This window comes from Vreelandella janggokensis (assembly GCF_031451615.1).
GTDB classification, from domain to species: domain Bacteria; phylum Pseudomonadota; class Gammaproteobacteria; order Pseudomonadales; family Halomonadaceae; genus Vreelandella; species Vreelandella janggokensis.
In genome coordinates this window covers 216,265-228,494 of the sequence record NZ_JARWAJ010000001.1, presented here as the reverse complement: position 1 = coordinate 228,494, position 12,230 = coordinate 216,265, and the positions used below count along the sequence as shown (strand labels likewise).

At 61.4% G+C, this 12,230-nt stretch carries 10 protein-coding genes; 4 read left to right on the top strand and 6 right to left on the bottom strand.

Annotated features, from left to right (window positions below; genetic code table 11):
- Nucleotides 1-88: 88 nt before the first annotated feature.
- Both QC816_RS01060 and QC816_RS01055 read right to left on the bottom strand, forming a co-directional pair.
- Nucleotides 89-949, bottom strand: a complete 861-nt coding sequence (locus QC816_RS01060) for a universal stress protein (protein ID WP_085917287.1) — start codon at nt 947-949, stop codon at nt 89-91.
- 35 nt (nt 950-984) lie between these two features.
- A complete protein-coding gene (locus QC816_RS01055; RefSeq protein WP_309780593.1) occupies nt 985-2,475 on the bottom strand; it encodes a SulP family inorganic anion transporter in 1,491 nt (496 codons plus the stop codon).
- Nucleotides 2,476-3,025: 550 nt separating this feature from the next.
- Between QC816_RS01055 and QC816_RS01050 the strand changes: the two genes are divergently transcribed.
- Nucleotides 3,026-4,039, top strand: coding sequence for an isocitrate dehydrogenase (locus tag QC816_RS01050; protein ID WP_199283915.1), 1,014 nt, complete (start codon nt 3,026-3,028; stop codon nt 4,037-4,039).
- Between the two features lie 11 nt (nt 4,040-4,050).
- On the opposite strand, the gene QC816_RS01045 is transcribed toward QC816_RS01050, so the two are convergent.
- Nucleotides 4,051-6,189, bottom strand: a complete 2,139-nt coding sequence (locus tag QC816_RS01045; RefSeq protein ID WP_309780592.1) for a heavy metal translocating P-type ATPase — start codon at nt 6,187-6,189, stop codon at nt 4,051-4,053.
- Nucleotides 6,190-6,257: 68 nt separating this feature from the next.
- Between QC816_RS01045 and QC816_RS01040 the strand changes: the two genes are divergently transcribed.
- Nucleotides 6,258-6,722 carry a MerR family transcriptional regulator gene (locus QC816_RS01040; RefSeq protein ID WP_268901966.1) on the top strand — a complete coding sequence of 155 codons (465 nt, stop codon included), beginning with the start codon at nt 6,258-6,260 and terminating at the stop codon, nt 6,720-6,722.
- 12 nt (nt 6,723-6,734) lie between these two features.
- Here the strand turns inward: QC816_RS01040 and QC816_RS01035 are convergent, their stop codons facing one another.
- From QC816_RS01035 to QC816_RS01025, 3 genes are all read right to left on the bottom strand, one after another.
- The gene (locus QC816_RS01035) at nt 6,735-7,514 is read right to left on the bottom strand and encodes a ZIP family metal transporter (protein WP_085917190.1); all 780 of its coding nucleotides are present in this window, start codon (nt 7,512-7,514) and stop codon (nt 6,735-6,737) included.
- 52 nt (nt 7,515-7,566) lie between these two features.
- Nucleotides 7,567-8,151, bottom strand: coding sequence for a TetR/AcrR family transcriptional regulator (locus QC816_RS01030; protein ID WP_309780591.1), 585 nt, complete (start codon nt 8,149-8,151; stop codon nt 7,567-7,569).
- A gap of 222 nt (nt 8,152-8,373) precedes the next feature.
- Nucleotides 8,374-9,345, bottom strand: a complete 972-nt coding sequence (locus QC816_RS01025; protein ID WP_309780590.1) for a sulfurtransferase — start codon at nt 9,343-9,345, stop codon at nt 8,374-8,376.
- A gap of 253 nt (nt 9,346-9,598) precedes the next feature.
- Between QC816_RS01025 and QC816_RS01020 the strand changes: the two genes are divergently transcribed.
- Entirely contained in the window at nt 9,599-11,890 is a 2,292-nt protein-coding gene (locus tag QC816_RS01020) for a PqqD family peptide modification chaperone (RefSeq protein WP_309780589.1), read from the top strand.
- A 57-nt stretch (nt 11,891-11,947) separates the two neighbouring features.
- Complete coding sequence (locus QC816_RS01015; protein WP_085917186.1) at nt 11,948-12,193, top strand: hypothetical protein; 246 nt, start codon at nt 11,948-11,950, stop codon at nt 12,191-12,193.
- Nucleotides 12,194-12,230: the final 37 nt, after the last annotated feature.

The window sequence follows — 12,230 nt, the reverse complement described above, 5'->3', positions numbered from 1 at the left end:
CATTAGGTGAAGTGCCTTAATAGTCACACCACCCACAATGATAAAAAAAACCGGCACACTCACTGTACGAGGGCCGGTTTCGGGGAGCTTAACGCAATATCAACACGGGTATGGTGCTCTTGCGCAGCATGTCGGTGGTCGTGCTGCCCACCAACAGGTGGCGTATGCGCGAATGGCCATAGGCCCCCATGACCATCATGTCGATGTCATTGTCCTTTGCGTAGGCATGAAGTGTTGTTTCCACTTCACCGGCGCGAATCGCCCCTTCGGCTTCGTGGCCGGCCTCGCGCAGGGTGGAAAGCGCCCACTCGAGCTGCGAGCTGTTTTCGCCGGTATCGGCGCCGACGATGACCACATGGCAGGCAATACCGCTGAACAGCGGGCTCTTGGCGAGCATTTCAATGCCCTTCCGCGCCGTCTTGCTGCCGTCGAACGCCATCATGACCTTTGCCGGGGTTTTGAAACCGCCTCGCGGCACCATCAGAATCGGCCGGTGCATTTCGCGCACCACGCGTTCAAGATTGGAACCCAGATGGCCGCTGGCCTGGTCGGCGGTTTCGCCGCGCTTGCCCACGACCAGCAGACGCACATCGTTTTCAAGCTCTACCAGGGTTTCCACCAGGGTGCCGTTGCGCTGGCGGGTGGCCGGGTCGGCGATGCCGTCTTCAGCGGCACGCGCCTTGGCCGCCTCGAGCATCAGCTTGCCCTGCTCACGGTTGACCTTGGCCCGCTGTTCATCAAGATCGGAAAGCTCTTCCATGAGCTTTTCCCGCGCGCCGAGGCGCAGACTCCCCGACAGGTTGGCGTCCTCGCTGGTTTGCGGATGGTTGTCCACCACGTGGACGAATACCAGCGGCGCGTTCAGCGCCTGGCTGGCCCAGGCGGCGTAATCGCAGACGCTTTCTGAAAACGATGAGCCGTCGATGGCGGCCAGTACCTGACCGGACATTGAGAATTGATCAGACATTGTGCACTCCTTGCTGATTAGTGGCCGCCCATGAGTTTTTCTACCGCCACGGGGTCGTCATGTACGGCGTAACGATCCACCACGGTGGCGCTCGCCTCGTTGAGGCCGATCAGCTCAACCTCGGTGCCTTCACGGCGGAACTTGATCACCACCCGGTCCAGCGCCTGTACGGCGGTGATATCCCAGAAGTGAGCCCGCGATAGATTGATGGTGACCTTGTCGATGCTTTCCTTGAAATCAAACGCTTCGATAAAGCGCTCGGAGGAGGCAAAAAACACCTGGCCCACGACCTGGTATTCGCGCTCGCTACCTGGCGCGACTTCCGTCGAGCCGATGTACATGATATTGCCGACCTTGTTGGCGAAGAACATCGCCGCCAGCAGAACGCCCACGAAGACACCAATCGCCAGGTTGTGAGTGCCGACGGTGACCGCCACGGTCGCCACCATCACAATATTGGTGCTCATGGGGTGTTTCTTGAGGTCGCGAATCGACTCCCAACTGAAGGTACCCACCGACACCATGATCATGACCGCGACCAGCGCCGCCATGGGGATCTGGGAGACCCAGTCGGCGAGGAACACCACCATCAACAGCAGCGCAATGCCGGCAATCAGGGTCGAGGTGCGTCGACGGCCGCCGGATTTTACGTTGATCACCGACTGGCCGATCATCGCACAGCCCGCCATGCCGCCGATCAGGCCCGAACCGATGTTGGCAATGCCCTGGCCTTTACACTCACGATTTTTATCGCTCTTGGTATCGGTCAAATCATCGATGATCGTCGCGGTCATCATTGATTCCAGCAGGCCAACAATCGTCAGCATCAGCGAATACGGCAGGATGATCATCAGGGTATCAAGATTTAGCGGCACATCTGGCCACAGGAAAATCGGCAGGCTATCGGGTAGCTCACCCATATCACCCACACTGCGGATGTCCATGCCGGTCATCATATAAACCGCGGTTAGTACCACAATGCACACCAGCGGCGAGGGAATCATCCTGCCGATAGCGGGCACATAGGGAAAGCCGTAGATGATCGCCAGCCCTGCCGCCGTCATGGCGTAAACGTGCCAGGTAACGTCGGTCAGCTCGGGCAGCTGGGCCATGAAAATCAGAATCGCCAGGGCATTCACGAACCCCGTGACCACCGAGCGCGAGACAAAGCGCATCAGGTCGGCAAGCTTCAGGTAGCCGGCGATAATCTGCAGCACGCCGGTCAACAGCGTGGCGGCCAGCAGATACTCGAGCCCGTGCTCCTTGACCAGGGTGATCATCAATAGCGCCATGGCCCCGGTGGCGGCCGAGATCATGCCGGAGCGGCCGCCGGTGAAAGCGATGATCACACAGATGGCGAAGGAGGCGTAAAGCCCGACCTTGGGGTCGACCCCTGCAATGATGGAGAACGCGATCGCCTCGGGAATCAGGGCGAGTGCCACTACGATACCCGCCAGGGTGTCGCCCTTGAGGTTCGAAAGCCAAGACAGTTTAAATTTTTCGTACATGCGGGGGTCCATAGTTAAGGGTTAACGACAGGCCGCAAGCCTGTGGCGTAAAACGCCCGACAGCGGCGCGTAAAGCGCTTGGGTCATACAAGACGGTGCTTGAGTGCTTGAGAGATTGACGTCCGGTGACGCCAGGACATAGCAAAGGCGATATGCAAGATACCGCCAGGCGATGACAGCCGGGTGAAGGCGTCATGCAAAGCAAAATAGGAAGGGAGGCCTAGGGTGGAGTCATCAGCCCTGAGGTGGCAAATGCCGGCAATGTCATAAACAAGGTCACTGTGTCATCTACACGGATTCGTCTATATGCCTGCCCTGAAAATAAGGGCGGCGGCAGAAGGCGCAAGATTCTAACAGTAATTTTACCACGCTGCACCCGGCCATCGCCGTTGGCGTTCTTTGACAACGGTCAGGAAGGCACCATGTTCGACGACCGCAGGGTGCCCAAGCCCATCACTTTGGCGTACCATTGCAACGCAATATATCGACTGATCGAGTCCCAACTTTCCACGTTGAAGCGGCACCCCCGCCGAGAGAAGAGGAGCAGTAGATGAGCCATTCCATAGCAGTGATCAAAGGCGACGGTATCGGCCCCGAAATCATGGACGCCACGCTTCGCGTGCTGGATGCCCTGGATTGCGGTTTGGATTACGAATTTATCGATGCAGGACTTGGCGCGCTGGAAAAACACGGTACGCTGATTCCTCAGGCATCGCTGGATGCCATCGAAAAACACGGTATCGCGCTCAAGGGCCCGCTCACCACGCCGATTGGCAAAGGCTTCTCCTCGATCAACGTGCAGCTTCGCCGTCACTTCGACCTTTACGCCAACGTGCGCCCTGCCATCAGCTTTCCCGGTACTCAGTCACGCTACGACAACATTGACATGATCACCGTGCGGGAAAACACCGAAGGGGCTTACCTCGCCGATGGCCAGGAATATATCGATGATGGCAACACCGCCCTGTCAGTCATCAAGGTGACCCGTAAAGGCTCCGAGCGCATTGTGCGTTATGCCTTTGAATTGGCGAAAAGCAACGGCCGCAAGAAAGTCACTGCCGTGCATAAAGCCAACATCATCAAGACCAGCTCAGGGCTTTTCCTGGATGTTGCCCGGGAAATCGCCGAGGAATATCCCGACATCGAATTCCAGGAGATGATCGTCGATAACGCCTGCATGCAACTGGTCATGAACCCGCATCAGTTCGACGTCGTGGTGACCACCAACCTGTTTGGCGACATCATGTCAGACCTTTGTGCGGGTCTGGTCGGCGGGCTTGGCCTGGCACCGGGCGCCAACATCGGCGAAAAAGCGGCGATCTTCGAGGCTGTGCACGGCTCCGCGCCGGATATCGAAGGCAAGAAGATCGCCAACCCCTGTGCGCTGCTGCTGGCCGCGGCGCAGATGCTCGACCACCTGAACATGGACGACAAAGCCACCGCCATTCGCAAGGGGATTCGCGACGTGCTGGAAAACCGCCGCGATATGGTCACCCCGGACATGGGCGGCACCGGCACCACCGATACCTTTGCCGACGCACTGGTCGACTACGTCGGTCATTAAGCAGCTACCGCTCACCGGCCCTCAGTAACGGCCGGTGAGCGAAACCGGTAGCCCAACAGGCGCATCGCATTAAGCGTGACCAACACGGTAGCGCCGGTGTCAGCCATTACTGCCACCCACATGCCGGTGATGCCCAGTACGGTCGACACCAGAAACAACGCCTTGAAGCCCAGCGCCAGCGCCACGTTGGTCTTGACGTTGTTCAGTGTCGCCCGGGACAGCGCGATGAGTTCGGCAACCCCCATCACACGGTTCTTCAGCAAGGCCGCATCGGCGGTTTCCAACGCCACATCGGTTCCACCGCCCATGGCGATCCCCACGTCGGCGGCCGCAAGCGCCGGGGCATCGTTAATACCGTCACCCACTTTACCCACGGTCCCCAGTCCCTGGGCCTGCCAGTCCCGCACCCGCTGGGCCTTGTCCTCGGGCATCAGCTCGCCTTCGGCCTCAATACCCAACTGCTTACCCATGGCGGCCACCGTGCGCGCGTTATCGCCGCTGAGCATCACCACGCTGACGCCCAGGCGTTTGAGCGCCTCAATCGCGGCTGGCGTATCCTCACGGGGTTCGTCGCGCAGTGCCAACACGCCAAGTGCCTTGCTTTCAGCCAGCAACAGGACCACCGTTTTACCCTCTGCTTCCAGCGCGGCAATTCGCGCTGACTGTGTCTCGGTCCCCTGCCAATGGCGCGGGCTTGTGAGGGTTAACTGCCGGCCCTCGAACCGACCGCTGACACCCTGCCCGGCCTGAGCCTGCCCCTCGGATGCCCTGCCAAGCCACAGCCCCAACTGCTCTGCATGCTGCACAATGGCCTGGGCAACCGGGTGGCTTGAGTCCTGCTCCAGCGCGGCGGCCAACCTGACCACCTCGTCCTCGCTCGACTCGGTCCATGCTTCAACATCGGTCACGCTGGGCGCACCAGCGGTCAGGGTCCCGGTTTTATCCACCGCCACGCGCTGGAGCTTGCCCAGCTGTTCAAGCACGGCACCGCCCTTGATCAAAAGACCACGCCGCGCGGCGGTTGAAAGCCCCGCGGCAATGGCGGCGGGTGTCGAGATGACCAGTGCGCACGGGCAGGCGATCAGCAGCAGCGCCAGCGCCCGGTAGACCGACTCGGACCAGGCAAGCCCGGTCAGCCAGGGCGGCACCACCGCCACCAGCACGGCCACCCCGACGACCAATGGCATGTACCAGCGGGCAAAGCGATCGATAAAGCGCGCCACCGGGGCTTTGGCGGCCTGCGCCTCTTCGACCAGATGGATAATCCGGGCAATGGTATTGTCGGCAGCCCCCCGAGTGACTTCCACCTCTAACGCCGCGTCGAGATTGACCGCGCCCGCCCAGATATCCTCGCCGGTGGCACGCTGCCGGGGCACCGACTCGCCGTTGATAGGCGACTCATCGAGCTGGGAGGTTCCTGCGACAATACGCCCATCGCAAGGCACACGGTCCCCCGGGCGCACCAATACCCGCTGGCCGGGCGTCAACGTATCAGCTGCTACATCGCGGATGGCTTCCCCTTCAAGCAGACGCGCCGTCGCCGGCGTCAGATTGCCTAGCGCCGCGATGCGCCGCCGCGCCTGCCCGGCCGCCACCCCTTCGAGCAATTCACCCACCGCGAACAAAAACACCACCATTGCCGCTTCAGCGGCGGCGCCGATGGTTAAAGCGCCCAGGGCCGCGATACTCATCAGCATTTCAATGGTCAGCGGATTGCCCATGCGCAGTGAGCGCCAGGCGGCTTGCCCGATCGGCACCCATCCGATCAGCGTGGCCAAGATGAATGGCCAGGCACCCACTTCGGGCAGACGCCAGGCCAACAGCCACGCCATTACCAGCAGTGCGCCACTGATCAGTACCAGCCGTCCTTTTGCCGTTCCCCACCAGCGCGGCGTCGATGCCGTGGATGGTGAGGCGTCAATCACCGGATAGCCAAGCTTGGACAGGGTGTGTGTCAGGGCGTCATGGTCCAGCGCCTGATCGGCATAAGCGGTCACGCTTACCGTACCGCTCATGCTTGAGGCGCTGACTTTTTCAACCTGCGACAACCCTTCTAGCGCTGCCTCTACCTTGCGTTCGCAGCCGCCACAGTCCATGCCCTGGACGTTCAGACGCGTGGTGTCGCGGGTGTCTTGCTGGCGAGTGGTCATGGCATCATCCTTCCCGTTCGGCTATCGTGGGAATAGCGTAATACCTGTAGTCACTAGAGGTTCAAGCCATGACCAACACGTCCAGCTATGCCGCTATCGGCATTGGCGAACTCGCCAGCCGGACCCACTGCAAGCCGGAGACCGTGCGTTATTACGAGAAGATCGGCCTGCTACCCGCCGCCCCGCGTAATGAGGGCAACCAGCGGCGCTACAGCGAGGCTACGGTGCAGCGGTTGATGTTTATTCGACACGCGCGGGATTTTGGTTTTTCGGTGGAGGCCGTGCGGGAGTTACTCGATATGGCCGATCACCCGAGCCAGCCGTGCGAGCAGGTCGATAGCCTGGCAAGGCGGCACCTGGCGGAGGTGGAGTCGCGCATTCAGCGGCTGATGGTTCTGCGCGACGAACTGAAGCGCACGGTTGCCCAGTGCGACGGCGACAGCGTGGCCCAGTGCCGGATTATCGAGGTGTTGAGCGACCACCGGCTGTGCAGCCACGATGCCGCCCACGGTGGCGCGGAGGCACTACGCTAATACGGAGGCGCGTCATGCCCCCAGCCACACGTCGAGGAACAGCATGATCACCAGGCCGATGGCTAGGCCAAAGGTTGCCTTCTTCTGGTGACCGCAGCGGTGAGTCTCGGGGATGATTTCATGGCTGATCACGTAGAGCATGGCCCCGGCGGCAAAAGCCATGCCCCAAGGCAGTAATATCTGCGAGACGCTGATAATGCTGGCGCCGAACAGGCCGCCGATGGGCTCGATCAGTCCAGTGAGCGCGGCAATCGTCCACGAGCGAACCCGTGAATACCCCTCACCCATGAGCGCAATCGCCACGGCCAGCCCTTCCGGTATGTTTTGCAGGCCAATGCCGATCGCCAGCGGCATGCCGCCCTCCAGGCCGTTGGCGCCGAATCCCACGCCTACCGCCATGCCCTCGGGCAGGTTATGAATGGCAATGGCAAACACGAACAGCCAGACCCGCCGCAGCGAGGCAGCTTCGGGGCCTTCGCGGCCCTGCTGGAAATGCTCGTGGGGCAGGCGCTCATTGAGCAGCGCAATCGCACCCATGCCCAGCAAAATCGCCGCGCAGACGATGGCGGCAGGCACAGGGCCACCCGCGTAGTAGATTTCGGCGGCGTCCAGCGCCGGGATGATCAGTGAAAAGAATGACGCCGCCAGCATGACACCGGCGGCAAACCCCAGTGCCAGGTCACGAAAGCCGCGGTCAGGCGTTTTGCCCAGCAATACCGGTAGTGCGCCGACGGCTGTCAACGACCCGGCCACAAGGCTACCCAAGAAACCTAGTAAAAACGTATTTTCCATGCGCCAAGCAGGCCTTGTATCTAGAGAATCAGCGCCGGGGGGGATGTGTAGCCTACCCCAGCCCGCGCAGAATAAAGTTTACCGTTTGCCGTGCCTGTTGCTGAGAAGCCCCGCTCTTCATCAACAGCCGCAAACCGGACATGGACAGCGTCAAGAATTGCGCAGCGCTGTCCGGATCCCGCGTATCGGTTATGCTGCCTTCCCGCTGAGCGCGTTTGATCACCTCGGAGAAGAATGCATTGATGCTGGCCACGCTGTCCCGGGCAGTCTGAGCTGGAAGCGAGTCTTCTCCGCCCAGCTCGGTGGCAGAATTGAACAGCAAACAGCCAAGCGATGCCTGTTGGCTGTCGGTATCGGCGGCTGAATACAACAGCTGCTCGATAAACGACCAGGCGCTATCGGCGGCGTCCAGCTGCTCGGACAGCGACGCCAACAGCTCTTCGCGGTAATTCTGCAGGGCTAGCAGGAACAGCGCTTCTTTGTTACCGAACGCCTGGTACAGGCTGCTGCGCGACAGCGCCATGGCGTCCAGCAGGTCGCGCATGGACGTATGATAGTAGCCGGAGCGCCAGAAGGTGTTAACCGCCGCCTTTAGCGCTTCTTCCGGCTGATGCTGTAAGGGTCTGCCGATGGTCATTGTCACCACTCTTGGAAACTGTCGCCCACGCTTCAACGGGACAAATCACTCTCTAGGCCATTAATTTAACATGTTGCGGGGGGATTAGGGGAGTCAGCGCCCCTTCGCGACCGCGGGGCAAAGAAAAAGCTGCGCGTGGCAGCCGAGGGGACACAGCAACACTCACCCCCGGCGCGGCCTGGCCGAACCGAGGATGGGATGCGTTTGGAAGCCGTTGAAGGCTTAGTTCAGCAGCTCTTTCACCTGCTTGATGCCTTCGCGAGCGAGCTGCACCGGGCGGGAATCGCTGACGGTCCAGGCGGCCATCGAGCCGTCATACATGGCGATATTGTCGAACCCGGCGACTTCGCTGAGCACGAACCAGTCGGTAGCGGCCCAGTGACCGGTGTTGCAGAAGGCAATCGTGCGCTCACTGCTATCCAGCTCCACGGCATTGATGCGCGACTGCAGACCCTCGACGTCCAGATAGTAAGCGCCGTTCTGGTCGTTCAGGTGCGACTGGTGGGGCAGGCTCCGCGCGCCCGGAATCGTACCGGCGACCCGTGCCGCGGGGGATTGGTTGTCACCGGAAAAATAGTCCGCGGGGCGGGCGTCGACCAACTGTGCCTGGCTTTCCCGGGCGGCTTCCACGTCCTCGGTTGACGCAATCAACTCCTCGCGGAGCGTCGCCTCGAATTCAGTAGCATCGTAAGGCTCAGGCTCGCCGCTTGCCACGTCGAAGCCCTGCTGTTCCCAGCCCGCAAAGCCACCGTTGAGGATGGCAACATCGTCGTGGCCGAGGACCTTGAGCGTCCAATACACCCGCGCCGCGCTGCCGAAATCGGTGGCGCCGGTACCGGCGGGCACAATCACCACCGCGCTGTCGTTATCGATCCCCAGGTCGCCAATCAGCGTTTCCAGATCGCTCACCTCGGGCATCAAGCCCGCTACGCTGTCGCGGGTTTCGCGCCAGCCGTCATCGGTGTAGCTTGAATAGCGGCTGCCCGGAATGCGGGCCTCGGCAAAGCTCTCGGCATCGCCGCCATCGTCGATGGACGAACGCACGTCCAATACCACAAGTTCCTCTTGATCAAGGTGTTCGTTCAGCCACTCGGCATCCACCAGCGGCGTCATTTCAAGTGGCTTTTCTTCAAGTGCTAAGGCCTGGGCGGAAACCCCCAGGGCGCCGATCAGGCCCAATAGTAAGCGGGACATAAAACCTCCATTGCGGTCGCGAGCAACGCTCATCGACTTCAGTAAAACAGGCAAAAGAACGTTTGGTACATTAATATGATAGTGGGTGATATAAAACCATTATCAAAATGCTTTTTTGGCATAACCGTATAGATAAAGGTACCAATGGTCGTGGCATTGATGCAGGGTCTGCTTTGCAAAATCGCTGAAAATGTTGTGTAAGCAATCGCGCTGATCGACCACTCACTGGTAACGACCCGACAAGGAGCCCAGGATGAGCGCGCACGCTACTCCCCCACCACGCTTTTGGCTGAGCGGCAAACGCCATGCCGAGCAGGATGTTTTTTTTCGCCAGACGCTGGAAGCCAAGGGCTGGCAGCAAGGCGACGACGCGCAGTGGCAGGCAGCCTGGGTCACCGGCATGCCGCCCAGGGCGGCATTCAAGGCGACGTCTCCCAGCCGCGTGATGAACCATATTCCCGGCAACGCCGCGCTCACGGTCAAAAGCCGCCTGCATGCGGGGTTGAGAGGGCTGCGCGAACGCACCCGGCGCCACTTTGGGGAAGCGCACCCCAACACGAAGCGGTTGAACTTCTTCCCCCGCGCCTATGAAATGCCCCACGACTACCCCGCGCTGGTCGAGGACGCCGCCGCGCATCCCGACAAGCGCTGGATCTTGAAGCCGACCAATGCGTCCAAGGGCCAAGGGGTTCAGGTGTTGCGCGATCCGACCACCGCACCGCTGGAACCTAACTGGCTGGTGCAGGAGTATATTGCCAACCCCCACACCATCCGTGGCCACAAGTACGTGCTTCGCCTTTATATGCTGATTGCCAGCATTGACCCGCTACGCGTGTATCTCTACGACCAGGGCTTTGCCAAGCTGGCCTCGGCGCCGTGGAGCCCGGATGACATCGACAATCCCTTTAGCCAGCTGACCAACCCCGACATCAACGCGCTCAACCTGGATGCCAATATTCCGGTGGAGTTTATCGACCTTGACCGCTATCGCCACTGGCTTCGCGAACAGGGCCACGACGACCAGACGCTGTTTAGCCAGCTTCAGGATCTGGCCACGCTGACCGCGCTGTCCGGCGTCGAGGCGATGCGCGCCCGCTCCCGGGAAGACGGTGCCGACCCGCGGGGCTGTTACGAGTTGATCGGCCTTGACTGCCTGGTGGACGACCAGCTCAAGCCCTGGATTCTGGAGTGCAACCTGAGCCCTTCGCTGGGCACCTGCGCCAAGCCCGAACATGGCGGCGTGGTCGAAGAGGCCGTCAAAACCGGGCTGGTGCAGGACATGATTGCCCTCACCGGGCTTGCTCAGCCACCCCGGGAGACGGCCACCTTCGATGCCGCTGCGCTGGCGGCCGAGCGCGAACGGGCGGGTGGCTTCGTGCCGCTCTACCCGACCCAGGACGCCCATCGCCACCTGCCCTTTGTCGGGCTACCCAGCCTTGCCGATTACCGGCTGGCGACCGAACTCGCCCCGCTGAGCCTGTCTTTCCAAGGCCAGGACGTCAGCGAGCTTATCGATGACGATCGTCTGGCGCTTTACCACCATCCCAGCGGTCGCTACTTTCAGCTCAACGACAGCGCGGCGCTGATCTGGCTGCTGGTCAGCGAAGGCGCGCCGATCGAGAGCGTGCTCGAGCAGCTCCAGGCGGCTAGCGGCGGGCAGGTCGATGCCGACACCCTGGCCAGCGACCTCTGGGCGACGCTCTCGCTATGGTGGCAACATGGGCTGCTGGCGCCCGGGGATCGCGACACTTCAGTGCCCGACACGACATCTTCCGCTCGCGAGCGTCCCGCCACCTGGCGCGGTACGTTGTTTTTTGATCAGCGCCGCTGGTCGATCAGCGCGCCACAAGGCCCCGTGGCAGCGCGCATTGCCGAGACACTGGCGCCGCTGCTGGAAGCCGACGGCAACGCCCCTGACACGTCGCTGCATATACTGGAAAGCGCCAACGGTTACTGCCTGACCAGCGACAGCCGCGTGATTCGCTCCCGCCTGCACCTCGACGACATCGTCCCTGCCCTCACCCAGCACTGCTTGTCCCACGCTACCGGTGACGGGCAGTTGGTGCTCGACGTCGTCCTGCTGAGTCGGCCGGAGGGGCATGTCGTCTGCGTGGTGCCCGACCAGGAGCCTGCCCAGGCGATGGGCACGCTGAAGGCTGTGGCGGCACAGAACGGTCTTGCCCTGACGCGCGGGGCACGCCTCTCACTGGCCACACCGGATACCCTGGAACCGCTTAATGTACCGCTTGGGGATGCCGGATTCCTGTTTCAGGAGCGTGGCCCTTGCGTTGGGCTGTTATGGCTTGATGCCGACCCGAGCGACAGCCCAGAGGCGCCGTCGTCGCTCGAGTTACTCGGCGCCCTGCTCCCCGTGGCCCTGGAAACAGCAGACCATTCACAAGGGTTAAGCCCTGAAGCCTTGACCGCGCTGCAGCACATAACCCAGGACGCGCATGGCGCGCGGCTGGCCAGCACCCAGGTCGAGGCCGTTACGCAGTGGCTTGACCGGACACCGCTTTTACCCTCTTCCCACGCCGCGGTATAGCGGCAGGAAGTCGCGCCATCTGGCGCATTTGCTTGTCACACCAAAAGGAGAAGCCTCATGTCTCAACACGAAGCTAAACGTCGTTTACTAAGCCGCCTTAGCCGTCGGTTCGGCTATACCGCCCCCGCCCTTGCGCTGGTCGCAGGTGGTCTGGCCTTTCAGGCCCAGGCCGACGAGCCCACCGACGGATTCACCTCGATGCAGGAAGCACCCATGATGCTGGCAGAAGGTGGCGCTGAGGGCGAAGGCGAAGAAGAAATGGAAGGTGAAGGTGAAGGTGAAGGCGGTGCCGAAGCCGGCTAACACCGGCCTTGCCCACCAAGATAACTGCTTCTGTGCC

What these genes read in the sequence shown, in the direction of transcription:
- QC816_RS01020 (WP_309780589.1), top strand. Translation starts at nt 9,599, where the DNA reads ATGAGCGCGCACGCTACTCCCCCACCACGCTTTTGGCTGAGCGGCAAA.
- QC816_RS01045 (WP_309780592.1), bottom strand. Translation starts at nt 6,189, where the DNA reads ATGACCACTCGCCAGCAAGACACCCGCGACACCACGCGTCTGAACGTC.
- QC816_RS01050 (WP_199283915.1), top strand. Translation starts at nt 3,026, where the DNA reads ATGAGCCATTCCATAGCAGTGATCAAAGGCGACGGTATCGGCCCCGAA.
- QC816_RS01030 (WP_309780591.1), bottom strand. Translation starts at nt 8,151, where the DNA reads ATGACCATCGGCAGACCCTTACAGCATCAGCCGGAAGAAGCGCTAAAG.
- QC816_RS01060 (WP_085917287.1), bottom strand. Translation starts at nt 949, where the DNA reads ATGTCCGGTCAGGTACTGGCCGCCATCGACGGCTCATCGTTTTCAGAA.
- QC816_RS01035 (WP_085917190.1), bottom strand. Translation starts at nt 7,514, where the DNA reads ATGGAAAATACGTTTTTACTAGGTTTCTTGGGTAGCCTTGTGGCCGGG.
- QC816_RS01055 (WP_309780593.1), bottom strand. Translation starts at nt 2,475, where the DNA reads ATGTACGAAAAATTTAAACTGTCTTGGCTTTCGAACCTCAAGGGCGAC.
- QC816_RS01015 (WP_085917186.1), top strand. Translation starts at nt 11,948, where the DNA reads ATGTCTCAACACGAAGCTAAACGTCGTTTACTAAGCCGCCTTAGCCGT.
- QC816_RS01040 (WP_268901966.1), top strand. Translation starts at nt 6,258, where the DNA reads ATGACCAACACGTCCAGCTATGCCGCTATCGGCATTGGCGAACTCGCC.
- QC816_RS01025 (WP_309780590.1), bottom strand. Translation starts at nt 9,345, where the DNA reads ATGTCCCGCTTACTATTGGGCCTGATCGGCGCCCTGGGGGTTTCCGCC.